At 71.0% G+C, this 15,366-nt stretch carries 13 protein-coding genes; 2 read left to right on the top strand and 11 right to left on the bottom strand.

Annotated elements, in window-relative coordinates:
* Nucleotides 1–7 precede the first annotated feature (7 nt).
* The 7 genes from NZH93_RS09375 to NZH93_RS09345 all read right to left on the bottom strand — a co-directional run bounded on the left by NZH93_RS09375 (nucleotide 8) and on the right by NZH93_RS09345 (nucleotide 9,194).
* Nucleotides 8–1,201, bottom strand: coding sequence for a serine/threonine-protein kinase (locus NZH93_RS09375; RefSeq protein ID WP_259622576.1), 1,194 nt, complete (start codon nucleotides 1,199–1,201; stop codon nucleotides 8–10).
* Between the two features lie 93 nt (nucleotides 1,202–1,294).
* Nucleotides 1,295–2,599 (bottom strand): extracellular catalytic domain type 1 short-chain-length polyhydroxyalkanoate depolymerase, encoded by a 1,305-nt coding sequence (locus tag NZH93_RS09370; protein WP_259622575.1) that lies wholly within the window; start codon nucleotides 2,597–2,599, stop codon nucleotides 1,295–1,297.
* Nucleotides 2,600–2,638: 39 nt separating this feature from the next.
* Nucleotides 2,639–3,889, bottom strand: a complete 1,251-nt coding sequence (locus NZH93_RS09365) for a cellulose binding domain-containing protein (RefSeq protein ID WP_259622574.1) — start codon at nucleotides 3,887–3,889, stop codon at nucleotides 2,639–2,641.
* Between the two features lie 383 nt (nucleotides 3,890–4,272).
* Complete coding sequence (locus tag NZH93_RS09360; protein ID WP_259622573.1) at nucleotides 4,273–5,295, bottom strand: ABC transporter permease; 1,023 nt, start codon at nucleotides 5,293–5,295, stop codon at nucleotides 4,273–4,275.
* Entirely contained in the window at nucleotides 5,288–6,790 is a 1,503-nt protein-coding gene (locus tag NZH93_RS09355) for a sugar ABC transporter ATP-binding protein (protein WP_259622572.1), read from the bottom strand. The genes NZH93_RS09360 and NZH93_RS09355 overlap by 8 nt, the downstream gene beginning before the upstream one ends.
* 19 nt (nucleotides 6,791–6,809) lie before the next feature.
* Entirely contained in the window at nucleotides 6,810–7,862 is a 1,053-nt protein-coding gene (locus NZH93_RS09350) for a sugar ABC transporter substrate-binding protein (protein WP_259622571.1), read from the bottom strand.
* Between the two features lie 24 nt (nucleotides 7,863–7,886).
* Entirely contained in the window at nucleotides 7,887–9,194 is a 1,308-nt protein-coding gene (locus NZH93_RS09345) for an enolase C-terminal domain-like protein (protein WP_259622570.1), read from the bottom strand.
* A gap of 231 nt (nucleotides 9,195–9,425) precedes the next feature.
* Here NZH93_RS09345 and NZH93_RS09340 point away from each other — a divergent pair, with 231 nt between their 5' ends.
* A complete protein-coding gene (locus tag NZH93_RS09340; RefSeq protein ID WP_259622569.1) occupies nucleotides 9,426–10,136 on the top strand; it encodes a FadR/GntR family transcriptional regulator in 711 nt (236 codons plus the stop codon).
* A 22-nt stretch (nucleotides 10,137–10,158) separates the two neighbouring features.
* Here NZH93_RS09340 and NZH93_RS09335 read toward each other — a convergent pair whose 3' ends face one another.
* The 4 genes from NZH93_RS09335 to NZH93_RS09320 are packed head-to-tail and all read right to left on the bottom strand — an operon-like array spanning nucleotide 10,159 to nucleotide 14,387.
* On the bottom strand, nucleotides 10,159–11,340 hold the full coding sequence (locus NZH93_RS09335) for a mandelate racemase/muconate lactonizing enzyme family protein (protein WP_259622568.1): 1,182 nt from the start codon (nucleotides 11,338–11,340) through the stop codon (nucleotides 10,159–10,161).
* Between the two features lies 1 nt (nucleotide 11,341).
* The gene (locus NZH93_RS09330; protein WP_259622567.1) at nucleotides 11,342–12,169 is read right to left on the bottom strand and encodes a carbohydrate ABC transporter permease; all 828 of its coding nucleotides are present in this window, start codon (nucleotides 12,167–12,169) and stop codon (nucleotides 11,342–11,344) included.
* On the bottom strand, nucleotides 12,166–13,110 hold the full coding sequence (locus NZH93_RS09325; protein ID WP_259622566.1) for a carbohydrate ABC transporter permease: 945 nt from the start codon (nucleotides 13,108–13,110) through the stop codon (nucleotides 12,166–12,168). Before NZH93_RS09325 ends, NZH93_RS09330 begins: the two co-directional genes overlap by 4 nt.
* A 5-nt stretch (nucleotides 13,111–13,115) precedes the next feature.
* Nucleotides 13,116–14,387: an ABC transporter substrate-binding protein gene (locus NZH93_RS09320; RefSeq protein ID WP_259622565.1), complete on the bottom strand. Its 1,272-nt coding sequence runs from the start codon at nucleotides 14,385–14,387 to the stop codon at nucleotides 13,116–13,118.
* Between the two features lie 146 nt (nucleotides 14,388–14,533).
* Between NZH93_RS09320 and NZH93_RS09315 the strand changes: the two genes are divergently transcribed.
* The gene (locus NZH93_RS09315) at nucleotides 14,534–15,322 is read left to right on the top strand and encodes a FadR/GntR family transcriptional regulator (RefSeq protein WP_259622564.1); all 789 of its coding nucleotides are present in this window, start codon (nucleotides 14,534–14,536) and stop codon (nucleotides 15,320–15,322) included.
* Nucleotides 15,323–15,366 lie beyond the last annotated feature (44 nt).

Genomic DNA, 15,366 nt, shown 5'->3' with positions numbered 1-15,366 from the left:
GGGCTGCCTACGGCTTGGCCTTCTTGGCGTGACCGGGGTGCGCGGGCGACTTCGCCCCACCCGGCCCGTGCGGCTGGGCCGGCGCGGGTGCCGGGGCGTGGACGCGCGGTTCCGGCGCTCGGGCGGGTGCGGGCTCCTCCGCGTCCTGGGCCGGCTGCTGCGCCACGACGGGAGTCGTCTCGGGGGCGGCGGCGAACTGCGCCGTGGTCTCGGGTGCCGCCGTGGTCGATTCGACGGCCGCGACGGCGGGGGTCACGGCCGCGGGGGGCTCCGACACGGCCGGAGCGGAACCCGGCAGGAGGGCCCACCCGATGCCCACGGCTCCCAGCAGGCCCGCCGCCGAAGCGACGAGCGCGTTCCGGCGGGACGGGGACCGGCGGGCCGGTGCGGTGAACGGCGCGGTGGGGTGGCCGGTGCGCAGGACGTCGGCGCACAGGCGCGCGGTGGGGCGGTCGGCGGGGGACTGCGACGTCATCAGCTCCAGCAGACGGGCCAAGTCCGCGGGCAGGCCCTCCGGGACGACCGGCGACCGGTGCAGTCGGGACACGATGGCTTCGACGTCGCTCCCGGTGTACTCGCACCTGCCGGTCAGGCACTCCAGCAGGACCAGCCCGAGCGCGTACACGTCGGCGGCGGAGTCGACCTCGGCGCCGCGCACCTGTTCCGGGGCCAGGTAGGCGGCCGTGCCGACGATCAGGCCCGTGCGGGTGAACCGGGTGCTCCCGACCGAGTGGGCCAGGCCGAAGTCGGCGAGGTAGGGGGTGCCGCCCTCGTCCAGCAGGATGTTCGACGGTTTCACGTCGCGGTGGACCACGCCCCGGTCGTGCACGTGGGCCAGGGCGTCGGCCACCGCGGCCCCCAGCGACCTGACCTCGTCGACGGGCAGCGGCCCGTCGGACATCCGGTGGCGCAGCGTGCGCCCGTCCACCAGGCGCAGCACGACGAACGGTGTGCGCCCCGCGGTGCCCACGTCGTACACCGACACCAGGGCGGGGTGGGACAGCCCGGCCAGGATGCGGACCTCGTTGTCGAACCGACGGGTGTCCTCGAGGTCGGCGTTCGCCGTGAACAGCTTGACCGCGACGAACCGCCGCAGGCGGGTGTCCCAGGCGCGGTACACCTCGGCCATGCCGCCGATCCCGATGACGTCGGCCAGTTCGTACCGGTCGGCGAGCAGTTCGCCGTTCGCTGGCAGGGACACCGGCGCACCTCTCCTCGCGGCTCGGGACACCGCCGGGTTGCCCCGCCGCGAGGAGGCGCAAACGCCGGTCGGCCCCGGCGCCCGCGCGGAGGATCAGGTGGTGGCGCAGAGCAGGCCGTTGAGCGTGAACGAAGAGGGTTTCGCGGTGGTGCCGTCGTGGCTCGCCTGGAAGCCGATGTCGATGGAGCCGTTGGGCGGGATCGCGGCGTTATAGGTGGCGTCGCGGGCCGTGACCTGTCCCGAGGACGGCGAGTAGGTGGCGTTCCAGCCGGAGGTGATGGACTGCCCGCTGGGCAGGGGGAACACGAGGGCCCAGCCGTTGACCGCGGTGCCGCCGGTGTTGGTGATGGTGATGCTCTCGGTCAGGCCGCTGTTCCAGGCGTTGACCGTGCTCGTCACCTTGCAGGCACCGGTACCCGGCTGCGTGGTGGTCGTGGTCGTCGTGGTGGTGGTCGTGCCGGTGCCGTCCAGCCCGAAGAAGGCGACGGCCCGCGCCGCCATGCCGGCGGAGGGGAGGCTGTGCCCGGCGCCCTGGACGCTGTACGCCTCGACCCGCGTGGTGCCGGACGAATCGGCGTAGCGGCGCCGGTTCCACCCCGTCTGCGGGGTGTCGGTGGATGTCGGAGTCTGGCTCAGGCCGAACACGTCGGTCCACTGCTCGATCGCCTCTTGCAGCAGCGCGTACGGCACGAGGGTGTCGTTGGTGCCGTGCCACAGTTGGACGCGCGGACGGGGGCCGGTGTAGCCGGGGTAGACCTGCCGGACGGAGTCGCCCCACTGCTGCGGGGTGCGGTTCGCGCCTCCGCCACCGGTGCACCGGCTGCTGCCGGGCGGGTAGTCGGCGGCGTTGGCGAAGCAGTCGAAGGGGACGCCCATGAACGCCGCGCCCGCCTTGAACACGTCCGGGTACAGGGCGAGCAGGTGGTTGGTCATCATGCCGCCGGACGACGACCCGGTGGCGTAGACCCGGTTCGGGTCACCGCCGTAGCGCTGCTGGACGTAGGTCACCATCGAGGTGATCGAGACCGGGTCGCTGCCGCCGCCGCGGCGCTTGGCGGCGGCGGACCACGTGTCGAAGCACTTGCCGAACCCGGCCTCCTGCTGGGCGCTCGGGTAGATGACGACGAACCCGTGCCGGTCGGCCGCCGAGGCGAACTCGCTACCGGAGTAGAAGCCGGGTCCCGAGCCGCCGCAGCCGTGCATGGCGACGACGATCGCGGGGTTGGCCGGACGGGAATCCGGTGCGTAGACGTGCATCCGCATCCCGCCGGGGTTGTCGCCGAAGTTCGCGACCTCGGTCAACGACGCCGCGGACGCGGGTGCCGGTGTGGTGACGACGATGCCGCCGACGACCAACGACGTCACCGCGGCGAGCAACAGGCTGATGGTGGACTTCACGCGCTCGACTCCTTCGTTCCGCGCACATCGGACATCGGGTCAGAAGTTCTTCCTGGCGACCGTCCACGGGCTCCTGGAGGCGAGTCCGGACGGGTCGAGGATGTAGGACCGCGCCGCGGGGTTGCCGTTGAGCACCATGTCCAGGAATTGGACGACGGTCGTCATGCCGTCGGCCGTCTGGTTGCCGGAGATGAATCCACCGTGTCCGGCCTGCGGTTGCCTGGCCAGCACGGCGGGAACGGTGGCCAGGTCGTAGTTGGCCTGGTTGTTGGCGTAGGCGACGTCCGAGGAACCGCCGTCCATGAACAGCGCGGGGGTGTGCAGCTTGGCCAGTTCCGAGCGGGGGTAACCGAAGGAGCCGTCGGCGAAGAAGCCGCTGTTGAGCGAGACCACGGCGGACACCCGGCGGTCCTGGGCGGCGACGAGGGCTTCCAGGCCGCCGCACGAGTGGCCCGCGGTGGCCACCTTGGCCAGGTCGAGCCGTTGCGCCAGCGGGGAAGCGGAGCGCTGCTGCTCCCGTTCGGCCCAGGTGATCGCGTCGGTCAGCAGGGAAGGGATGGGGGAGCCGCTGGGCAGGCCGTTGGCCGAACCGTTCACCGATCCGATGTCCACCACGGCGAAGCCCTTCGAGGCGATGAACGTCAACGCCCGCGTGACCTCGCTGTTGTTCGTGTGCGCGCAGGCGCCGTTGCCGAAGGCCAGCACGGGCAGCGCGCGGCCGACGGCCCGCGGGTCGGACGGGCGGAAGACCGTGAAGCGGTTGTCGCCGTACGCGCCTTCGCGGGTGACGGCGAAGTTGTTGTCCACCATGGGTCGATCGACGGGAGTGGTCGTCGTGGTCGTGGTCGTGGGTGCGGTCGAGCCGGTGCACACCACGCCGTTGAGGGTGAACGTCGACGGGGCGGTGGGGCGGGCGCTGGAGGTGGCGTTGAAGCCGAAGGACACCGTGCCACCGGTGGCGAGGTCGCCGTTCCACGCCGCGTTGGTCGCGGTCACCTGCGCACCGGACTGGGTGTGCGTCCCGTTCCACGACTGGGAGATCCGTTCGTCGCCGAGGAACGTCCACGAGAGGCGCCACCCGCTCAGGGGATCGCCGAGGTTCGTCACGGCGGCGGTCGCGCCGAACCCGCCGGGCCACTCCGACCCCACCGAGTAGTCCACCCGGCACCCCGCGGCCGCGGAGGCGGGCTGCGACCCGATCAGCGCCACGGCCGCCGCCGTCATCGCCACGGCGACGCCGACCGCCGCTGTCCGGCGGGTGGGGGAATCGTTCCTCGACAACGTGATCACGTCTCCTGGGAGTCGGGCGGTCCGGTGCCCCGCGGGGATTTCGGGGCACCGAACCGGTCTGCGGGTGCACCCGGACAGGGGCGTGCACCTCGTCGAGGCGCGGAACGGTGGCGCGGCAGCACTCGGCCGACCGCGGTCACGAGTGGTGTTAGCGCTAACAAATCGGGTGGTGGAAAAGGAGCGGGGAAAAGGGGTGGAGTGGTGCGCTCAAGCCGTTGCCGTGCCTGTCGCGTACATCAGACTGTGGCCGATCTGGTGAGATCGGTCAAGGCGTGACAGGATATTCCGGGCAGCGTGAATCGATTTGTCCCAAAGCCACCCTGCCATTCTTCGCTTCGGGGAAAAGCTAAAGTCCGACGCGAACATTTAGCAATCGTGGTCCCTCAATCCTGGACCTTGCCCCCGGTGACGCGGGACAGCGCCAGCGCGATCAGGATGATCGCGCCGTTGAGCGCGCCGATCCACTGGGCCGGGACGCCCGCGAGGGTGAGCACGTTCTGGATCATGAACAGCAGCAGGATGCCGGTGAACGCGCCGAAGACCGTGCCCTTGCCGCCGTTGAGGCTGATGCCGCCGATGACGGCGGCGGCGAACACGGTGAAGATGTACCCGTCGCCCTGTGCGGAGGCCACCGACGCCAGCCGCCCGGAGAGCATCAGGCCCGCGAGCGCGGCGAGCACGCTCGCGGTGACGATCACGATCCACAGCACCCGGTCGGTGCGGATGCCCGCCGCCTTCGCCGCGTCCACGTTGCCGCCGATCGCGTACAGGGACCGGCCGAAGCTGGTGAAGCCGAGCACGACGATCCCCGCGGCGAACAGCAGCAGGCACACCCAGACCGACGCGGGCACGCCCAGCCACTGCGCGGTGCCGAGGTAGAGCATCGACCCCGGCAGCCGGAAGAACGTCTGGCCACCCGAGATCCCGGTCAGGACGCCGCGCAGCACGATCAGCATGCCGAGCGTCACGATGAAGCCGTTGAGCCCGAAGCGGATGATGAACAGCGCGTTCACGACGCCGACGAGCACCCCGACCGCCAGGGTGACCGGCACCGACCAGCCGCCCGGCAGCAGGCCGAGACCGTGGCCCGCGCCGACGGGCACCGTGAGCCAGGCCGCGACGCCGGGGGCGAGACCGACGGTGGACTCCAGGGAGAGGTCCATCTTCTTGACGACCAGCACGAGCGTCTGCGCCAGTACCAGGACCGCGATCTCCGACATGGTCTGCAACACGTTGACCAGGTTGTCGCCGCGCAGGAAGACCGGGCTGACGAACTGGCCGACGATCGCGATCACGATGATGGCGGGGATGAGCGCCAGGTCGCGCAGCCGGGCGAGGGCGAGCCGCCTGCCGCCCCCGGTGGCGCTCGGGCTGCTCGTGCCGGGCGCGGTCCTGGTCTCAACCATCGAGGTCGACTCCTTCCATGGCGGCCACGAGCTGGTGGTCGTGCCAGCCGCGGGGGATCTCGGCGACCACGCGGCCCTGGAACACCACCAGGACCCGGTCGCACAGGCGCAGGTCGTCGAGTTCGTCGGAGGCGATGAGCACCCCGGAGCCTGACTCGGCGACCTCCTCGACCTTGCCGAGGAGGAACTCCTTCGACCGCACGTCGACACCGGCCGTCGGGTTGATCAGCACCAGCAGCTTCGGGTCGTTCGCCAGCGCGCGGGCCATCACGACCTTCTGCTGGTTCCCGCCGGAGAGACCGGACACCGGCAGTTCCGGTCCCGGTGCCTTGATCGCGAGCTTCTCGATCATGGACCGGGCGAACCCGTCGCGGCGGCGGCCGTCGATGAGACCCGCGGGGCCGAGCCGGTCCGGGATGGTCAGGGTCCCGTTGTCCGCGATGGACATCTGCGCCACGTAGCCCTGCCGGTGCCGGTCCTGCGGGACGAAGCCGACGCCCGCCCGCAGCGCGGCGGGAACGCTGCCCGGCACGGGCCGTGAACCGTCGACCTCCACCGTGCCCGCGGTGGCGGCGCGCAGGCCCGCGACGGTCTCCGCCACCTCGACGCGGCCGCTGTTCGCCGCGCCCGCGAGACCGACGACCTCACCGGCGCGGACGTGGAACGACACGTCGGTGTACGAGCCGCGCAGGGAGGCGCCCGACACGTCGAGCACGGTCGGGGCCTCCGCCGACGGACCGCGGCGCGCGGCACCGGCCCCCGCCGCTCCGCCGGTCATGGCCGCGATCAACTCCGCCCGCGGCAGGTCTCCGACCGCAGAGGTCAGGACGTGCCTGGCGTCGCGGAACACCGTGACGGTGTCGCAGATCTCGTAGACCTCCTGGAGGTGGTGGCTGATGAACAGGAACGTGACGCCCTGCCGCTGGAGGTCCTCGATCCGGGTGAACAGCCGGGCGATGGCGGCCCCGTCCAACTGGGCGGTCGGCTCGTCCAGGATGATGAAGCGCGCCCCGAACGACAGGGCCCTGGCGATCTCCAGGAACTGCCGCCGCTCGACGTCGAGGTCACCCGCGAGGACGCGCACGTCCACGTCGACCGACCAGGTGTCCAGCAGTTCTCGCGCCTTGCGGCGGACCGTCCCCCAGCGGATCAGCCCGCCCCGACCCCGGTCGTGCCGGTTGAGGAAGAGGTTCTCGGCGACCGTGAGCTCGGGGATGATCGTGGACCTCTGGTAGACGCACGCCACCCGTCGCCGCCACGCGTCCCGGTCGGCGAGCCGGGGGGCGCGCTCGCCGCCGAAGGTGACGACGCCCGCGTCCGGCGCCTGGAGTCCGGTGAGGACGGACACCAGCGTCGACTTGCCCGCCCCGTTGCGCCCCACCAGCGCGTGGGTCTGCCCGCGGTCGATCCTGATGGCCGCCTCGTGCAGGGCCACCGTGGAACCGAACCGCTTCGTCACCCCGGTCGCCTCGACGACGGGTGGGTCCGCGACCATGCCGCTTGTCTCCTGACCGCTAGAGCTTGTTGCCCCACAAGGACTTGTCGTCGTTCTTGACGCTGGTGACGCCGTCGTAGGTGCCGCCGTCGGCGGTGACCAGCGGAGCGGAGAGCTGGTCTTCCAGCAGGCCGTCGCGCACCTGGACGATGGTGCTGTCGTGGTCGGTCTTGCCGGGGCTGAACGTCTTGCCGTCGATCGCCGCCTTGAGGTACTGGAGGGCGTACTTGGCGTAGAGGTCGGCGGGCTGGGAGACGGTGGCGTCGACGTGGCCCTCGGCGATGTTCCTGAGCTCCTCGGGGATGCCGTCGTTGGAGACGACGAACACGTGCTTCGGGTCCTGCGGACCGACCAGCAGGTCCTTCTGCTTGAGGACCTGGAGGGTACCGGCGAGCGCGAAGCTGGACTGCATGTAGACGCCCCTGATCTCCGGGTGCGCGGTCAGGTCGGTCTGGAGCTTCTGCGCGGCGACGGCGCCGTCCCAGTTCGTCGCCTCCCCGTACACGGTGATGCCGGGGTAGTCGGCCTTCATGCAGTCGTTGAACGCCTCGGTGCGGTCGCGGCCGTTGATCGACGCGAGGTCGCCCTGGAGCATCACGACCGCGCCCTTGCCCGCGAGCTTCGCGCCGAGGAACCGGCAGGCCTTCTCGCCGTAGGCCCGGTTGTCGGCCCGCACCACCATGTAGACGTCGCCGCTGTCGGGTCGGGTGTCCACCGTGACCACCGGGATCTTCTTGGCCGCCAACTGCTCCAGGGTGGGCGCGATGGCCGCCGTGTCCTGCGGGGCCATCGCGACGCCCTTCACGCCCTGGCTGATGAACGTCTGGGCGTTGGCGGTGAGCTTGGCGACGTCGTTCTGCGAGTTCGTGGTCTTCAGGTCGAGGCCGAGCTCCTTCGCGAACTCCGGGGTGTACTTGATGTAGGAGTTCCAGAAGTCGGTGTCGGAGCGCGGGTAGTCGACGCCGACCACCGGCGCGCCGCTCGCCCCGGAACCGGAGGTGTCGCCGCACCCGCCGAGCGCCGCGACGAGGGCGGCGACCGTGCCGAGGCCGACGAGGGATCTGGTCTTCACGGCGGATCTCCTAACGGGGTGTGCTCACGCGGTGGCCTGCCTGGTCCAGACGGGTCCGTCGGGGAAGCGGTGGGCGGCGATGGAGTCGGGGCGCAGTTCGGCGCTGATGCCGGGCGCCGTCGGCGCGAGGTAGTGGCCGTCGCGGATCCGCACCGGGTCGGTGAAGTGCTCGTGCAGGTGGTCGACGTACTCGATGACGCGGTCCTCGGTGGTGCCGCTGACGGCGACGTAGTCGAACATCGCGAGGTGCTGGACCATCTCGCACAGCCCGACCCCGCCAGCGTGCGGGCAGACCGGGACGCCGAACTTCGCGGCCAGCAACAGGATCGCGACGTTCTCGGTGACGCCCGCGGTGCGGCTGGCGTCGAGTTGCAGGACGTCGATCGCCTCCGCCTGGAGGAGTTGCTTGAACATCACCTGGTTGTGGGTGTGCTCGCCGGTGGCGACCTTCATCGGCGCCAGCGCGCGGCGGATGGCGGCGTGGCCGAGGATGTCGTCGGGTGACGTGGGCTCCTCGATCCAGTAGGGGTCGTACCGCGCCAGCGCGGACATCCGGTCGATCGCCTGCCGCACGCCCCACGCCTGGTTGGCGTCGACGGCGATCCGGATGTCGGGCCCCACCGCCTCGCGGGCCAGCCGCAGGCGGCGTTCGTCGTCGGCGGGGTCGGCGCCGACCTTCAGCTTGATCTGGGTGAACCCGTCGGCGACGGCTTCGCAGGACAGGCGGACCAGCTTCTCGTCGTCGTAGCCGAGCCAGCCCGGTGTGGTGGTGTAGGCGGGATACCCGTGGCGCAGCAGGTGGGTGGTCCGCTCGGCGCGACCCGGTTCGGCGCGGCGGAGGATGTCCAGCGCCTCGTCACGGGTGAGGGCGTCCTCCAGGTAGCGGAAGTCCACGAGGTCGACCAGTTGCTCGGGCGTCAGCTCCGACAGCAGCAACCACACGGGCTTCCCCCGCCTGCGTCCGTGGAGGTCCCACACCGCGTTGACGATCGCCGCGGCGGCCATGTGGATGGCGCCCTTCTCCGGGCCGAGCCAGCGCAACTGGCTGTCGCCGGTCAGCCGCCGGGAGAAGGCGCCGAGTCCGCCGAGGACCTCGTCCACGGACAGGCCGGTCACCAGCGGGGCGAGGGCGCGCACGGCGGCCACCTCGACCTCGTTGCCGCGTCCCACGGTGAACGCGAGCCCGTGGCCCTCCGCCCCGTCGCTCGTGCGGATGGTCACGTAGGCGGCCGAGTAGTCGGGCTCGGGGTTCATCGCGTCGGAGCCGTCGAGGTCCCGCGAGGTGGGGAACCGCACGTCGACCGCCTCGACGGCGGTGATCAGCTCGGTCATCGGCGGGTGCTTCCTCGCGTGACAACGGCGGCGGACATGGGATGGATTTATAGTTCACGGATGGCTGGGTGTCCATGCTTCACGCCCGGATTCCGTCAATAAGCTCATATATGCTGACGTTGAGCACTGCGCGCTCCGGCCTGACGCGTCAGCGACATCCCATGTCTTCCGGAGAGGTGGGATGGATTGCTAGCCTGCCGCGGTGCGCGCGTCGATTCGGGGAAGGCACCGATGTCACTGACCGACAAGGCCATCGATCGCATCAGGGACCTGATCCAGTCCGGGGAGCTGGCGCCGGGCGACAAGCTCCCGCCCGAGCAGCAGTTGGCCGCCGAACTGGGGCTGTCCCGCAACCTGATGCGCGAGGCGGTCAAGGCGCTGGTGGTCGCGCGGGTGCTGGAGATCCGCCGCGGTGACGGCACCTACGTGACCAGCCTGGAGCCGGAGGTGCTGCTGGGCGGCATCTCCTCGGCGGTGGAACTGCTGCGCGGCGACACCCTGCTCGAACTCACCGAGGTGCGCAGGCTGTTCGAGCCGGTCGCGACCGGGCTCGCCGCCTCCCGGATCTCCGACGGCGAACTCGCGGAGGTCGAGCAGCACCTGCGCGCGATGCGGGCGGCGCGCAACGACGTGGAACTGCTCAACCGGCACGACGCCGCGTTCCACCGGGCGGTCGTCGCGGCCACCGGCAACGCCACGCTGGCGACCCTGCTGGAGGGCATCTCCAGCCGCACGGTCCGCGCCAGGGTCTGGCGCGGACTGGTCGACGACCAGGCGGCGAGCCGCACCCTCGCCGAGCACGAGGCGATCTACCGCGCCCTGGTCGACCGCGACGCGGCGCTCGCGCACGCCGCGGCCCTCGTGCACATCAACACCACCGAGCGCTGGCTGCGCGAGCACGTGGGCCGGGACGGCGACGTCCCGACCCACGCGCTCCGCTGAACGTCCTCTGTGGACCGTCGGGTCACGCGCCGAGGGCGGCGCCCGCGGCTTCGCGACCGACCTCGGCCGGGTGCAGGCGGTGCCCCGCGCGCTCGGGCCTGATGTGCGCACCGCCGGACGTCGGGTGGGGGAGCAGGTGGGCCGACGCGGCGATCACCTCCTCGTCGACGCGGACGCCGAGGCCGGGCCTGTCGCCGAGGACGAACGCGCCGTCCTCGACGTGGTGGTCGAGCAGGACGCCCAGCGCGGGCGTGAGGTCCTGCAACTCGCTGACCAGGTGGTTGGGCACGGACGTGGCGGCGTGCAGCAGACCTACCGGGGTGGTGCCGATGGGGCTGACCGGCAGGTCGTGGGCGTGGGCGAGGGTGGCGACCCGGAGGAAGTGGGTGACGCCCCAGACCGCGGCCGTCTGGACGACGTCGACCGCTCCGGCCGCGATGAGCGGGCGGTGCTGTTCGAGGCCGGTGAGGTTCTCGCCGGTGGCGACCGAGGCGCGCACACCGCGGCCGACGGCCGCGTGACCCTCCACGTCCCACCGCCGGACCGGCTCCTCGATCCAGGTCAGGTCCAGCGTCCTTTCGATCTCCGCGACGTGGCGGACCGCCTGCTTGCGCGTCCAGGTCTCGTTGACGTCGAGCATGAGGCTCGGCCGGGCTCCGCGGCCCGCCTCGGTGAGGACGTCGCGGACCAGGGTGAGGCGGTGCCGGTCCCGGTCGACGTCGAGGCCGCCCTTGACCTTGGCCGCCCGCAGGCCCCGGTCGGCGTAGGCGAGGTGGACCGCGACGAACTCGTCGTCGTCCAGCCCGATGTCCAGACCCGAGGCGTAGGCGGGCACCCGGCGGTCACGGCCGCCGAGCAGGCGCCACAGCGGTTCCCCGGCCGCCTGGGCCTTGATGTCCCACAGCGCGGTGTCGAGCGCGCCGATGGTGCCGAACACCGGGCCCGCGTGGCCCGCCTTGAACGTCCGGCGCAGCATCCGGTCGTAGAGGGCGGTCACGCAGCGCGGGTCCTCGCCCTCGATGGCGGCGAAGACGCTCTCGATTTCCACGTGCGGCCCGAGGCCGACGCCGGTGAGGCCCACGTCGGTCTCGACGAGGACGATCGGCACGCGGACGCGGCCGTCGGCGTAGACGCCGTTGGCGTCGCCGATCGGTCGACCCCAGTCCTGGACCGTGGTGAGGATCCGGTACCCGGTGATGCGCATGTCAGCCCTTCGTGGACCCGGCGGTGACGCCGTCGGCGATCTGGCGTTGCAGGAACAGGTAGACGACCAGGACGGGGATGGCCGCGATCAGCACACCCGAGGCGAACGTGGGGATGTCGTCGGAGTACTGCCCGCGCAACGACGTGACCCCGACCATGAGCGTTCGGTGCTCCGCGGACGGCATCACCAGCAAGGAGATCAGCACGTCGTTCCAGCAGAAGAGGGCGTTGAGCACGCCGACCGACACCAGAGCGGGCGCTCCGATCGGCAGCATGATCCGCCGGTAGACGCCGTAGGTGGTGTTCCCGTCGATGCGCGCGGCGTCGATGATCTCCGGCGGCACGGTCGAGTAGTAGCTCGCGAGCAGGAAGATCGTGAACGGCAGGAACTGCGCCACGTACGCGAGCACCAGCCCCGGATAGGTGTCGACGAGGCCGGTGTCCGCCATGATCCGCGCCAGCGGCACCATGATCACCTGGAAGGGGACGAACAGCGCGGCGAGGATGCCGAGGAACAGGGCGGACGAGCCGCGGAACCGCAGCCTGCCGAGCGCGAAGCCCGCCATCGACCCGAGCAGCAGCAACAGCGCCACCGAGCACGCCACGACGACCACCGAGTTCAGGAAGTACCGGGACATCCCGACGCTCGTCCACGCCTTGACGATGTTGTCCCAGCGCAGCGAACCGGTCGGCGAGAACCGGTCCAGGGTGTACTCGCGCCGGGTCTTCATCGCGACGTTGGCGGTGAACACCAGCGGGTAGATCGTGGCCAGCGCGAGCGCGGCCATCGGTACCGCGACGACCCACCTGGTCGGTCGGGCGCCCGTCATCGGTCCTCCTTGCCGGTGGCGCGTCGGAGGACGCCGATCTGGGCCAGTCCCACCACGAGCATGATCAGGAACAGGGCGGTCGACGCGGCGGAGGCGAGCGCGGGTCGGTTCATCTGCCCCTGCTGGGTCCAGATGTAGTACTCGGGCAGGTAGGTGGAGCCCTCGGGGCCGCCGCTGGTCATCACGTAGAGCAGCCCGAACATCGAGGTGAGCATGCCGATCATGGTGGTGACGAGGACGAACTGGATCGTCCGGGACAGGCCGGGGACGATGACGTGCCGGATGGTCTGGGACAGGGACGCGCCGTCCACCTCCGCCGCGTCGAGCAGCGAGGGGTCGAGGGTGGCGAACCCGGCGAGGAAGACGACCAGCGCCATGCCGAAGGTGGCCCAGACGTGCACGCCGACGACCGCGAAGATCGCCACGTCCGGGTCGCCGAGCCAGTCCACCGGCCCGATGCCCACGCCGCCGAGGAGCGTGTTGAGCGGACCGTCGTAGGCCAGCAGCAGGGTGAAGATCGCTCCGACGATCACCGGGGAGAGCACGGCGGGGAAGAAGTAGACGCCGCGGTAGACCCGGTGTCCGGGCACCTTCAGGTAGATGAACGTGGCGAGCAGGCCGGGGATCGCCACGGCCACGGGGAGCAGCAGCACGAGCAGGCCCACGTTGCGCAGCGCGGTGCGGAACAGCGGATCGTCGAACAGGGTCAGGTAGTTGTCGAAGCCGACCGCCGTGCCGTCGCGGTCGCCGTCCCCGGTGAAGGAGAAGTTGATCCCCAGCAGCAGCGGCCACAGCCGCATCACGACGATGACCAGGACGGCCGGTGCCACCAGGACCAGCGGTGCCAGGCGCTCGGCCCGTGACCCGGCGCGTTTCCGCCGTGGCGGCGCCGGCGGGACGCCCGCGGTCTTGGCGGTGAGGGATGGGGAGGACTGGGCCACGTCGGTCAGCCCGTCGTGTCCGAGGCGGCCAACTGCCGCACGGCCTCGTCCACGGTGGTCGACCCGCTGAGCAGTTGCTGGGAGAGGCGGCCCATCAGGTCCAGGGTCTTCGAGGACAGGGCGACGTGCAGCGCCGGCTTGCCCGCCTTGACCGCGGAGACGATCGTCTTGACGGCCGGGCCGCCCGCGGACACGTCGATCGACGTGTCGGACGTGATCGCGCCGCCGTCGACGTAGAAGGCCTTCAGGGCGTCGGTCGAGGTGAGTGAGCGCACGAGGTCCGCGGCCAACTTCGGATCCTTGGTCCACTTGGCGACCGCGTAGCCGATGCCGCCGTCGTAGGGCAGGCTCGGGGTCGCGGACGGGGTGACCACGGGGGCCGCCATGACGCCGATCTTGTCCGGGGCGATGAACTCGGCGAAGTCCTTCCAGTGCCCGACGTCGGACATCAGGCCGATGACGTTGGCGGCCTTGCCGGACTGGAAGAGCGCGAACTCGTCGTTGAACATCGCGGTCGAGTTGACGCCGTCGTTGTTCAGACCCGAGTCGTTGGCCTCTTTCCAGAGTTCGAAGAGCCGCTTCACGTTCGCCGAGGTCCAGTTCCGCTTGCCCGCGATCCAGTCGTCGTACTCCTGGGCGGTGAGGGTGGTCGATCCCATGGCGGACAGGAAGAACTGGATGCCGTAGCCCTCCTTGTTGCCCAGCGCGAAGCACTTCGCGCCGGTCTTCTCGGTGATGGTGCCGCAGTTCTTCACGAAGTCGGACCACGTCCCGGCGGGGGCGTCCGGGTTCAGGCCCGCCTTCTGGTAGAGGTCCTTGTTGTAGTAGAGGGGATGTCCTTGCAGCGTCACCGGTGAGGCGTAGACCTTGCCCGCCTTGGTGAACGCGTCCCAGCCCGCCAGCCGCTGCCTGTCCTCGGTGACGTAGGTGTCCAGCGGGGCGAGCGCGTCGGACCGGTCGCGGATCTGCCCGCCCCCGTTGAAGAGGATGACGTCGGGGCCCTTGCCGGACTGGATCGCCGTCCCGAGCAGGGTGTAGTACTGGTCGAACGGCTGGGCCACGAACTCCACGGCGACACCGGGGTGGTTCTCGGCGAAGTCGGCCTTGGCCTTCTCCAGGTAGCCCGCCGCCTTCGCGTCGCCGGACTTCCAGTCCCAGACCACGAGCTTGCCGCTCGTGCCACCCGTCGAGGAACCCGGCCCGGAGGCACTCCCGCACCCCGCGGTCGCCATCAACCCCGCGACCAGGACAGCGGACCACAGTGCGCGCTGCTTCATTGCCGGCTCACTTCCGGAGAGGGTGGTCGGGCGGTGCGACAGCCCGACGAGGTGCGGTGAACATAATTCGTATGACGTATGACGTCAACCGGCTTTGGTGGCTACACTCGGCGGCACGCCAGGGCGTGGACCAGGTCGGAGGATCGATGAAGGCACCAGGTCGTGAACCGCTGGCCGCCCCGGCCTGGGCGCGTCGACCCGTGAACCTGGCCAGTGCGGTCACCGCCGAACTCGTGGGGCGCATCGTGCGCGGTGACCACCCCGCCGGGACGTCGCTGCCACCGGAACCCGCGTTGTGCGAGGCCTTCTCGGTGAGCAGGACCGTCGTCCGCGAAGCGGTGAAGGTGTTGCAGGAGAAGGGGATGGTCCAGGTGCGCCAGGGCGCGGGCACGCAGGTCACCCCGCAGGCGGCGTGGAACACCCTCGACGAGGTCGTGCTCGGGGCCCTCGTCGCCGAGGACGAGACCCTGGGCGTCCTGGACGACGTGGTGGTCACCCGCCGACTCCTGGAGTCCGACATGGCCGGGATCGCCGCCCGGACCGCGGACCAGGACACCGTCGACGCGCTGCGCGCACTCGTGGACCTGATGGACCGGCTGGTGGACGACCCGCTCGCGTACCGCGAGCAGGACCGGGTCTTCCACGACCGGATCATGCGGACTTCCGGCAACCGCATCGCCAGGGGCGTGGTGCGCGCGCTGGAGAGCCAGGTCGGCAGCACGGCGCGGTACACGGGCAGGACCGACCGGGCCCTCTGCGCGGCCTCCAACCAGGGGCACCGCCACGTCTTCGAACGGATCGCGGCACGCGACCCGGCGGGCGCGGCCGAGGCGATGTCCACCCACATCACCGAGGCCTGGCTCGTGCGCCGCAGCGGAGCGGGAGAGCCGAGCCGCTTGGAGCGCTGGGCACCGGGGTTCCGCGGACCGACCTGACTGCTCGCGCCCACCTGACCGCGCACGACCAGGCTTCGACCCGA

The organism is Umezawaea endophytica (assembly GCF_025061645.1).
Taxonomy (GTDB): domain Bacteria; phylum Actinomycetota; class Actinomycetes; order Mycobacteriales; family Pseudonocardiaceae; genus Umezawaea; species Umezawaea endophytica.
The sequence above is the reverse complement of the archived record's forward strand: the minus strand, read 5'-3'. Positions and strand labels throughout refer to the sequence as shown.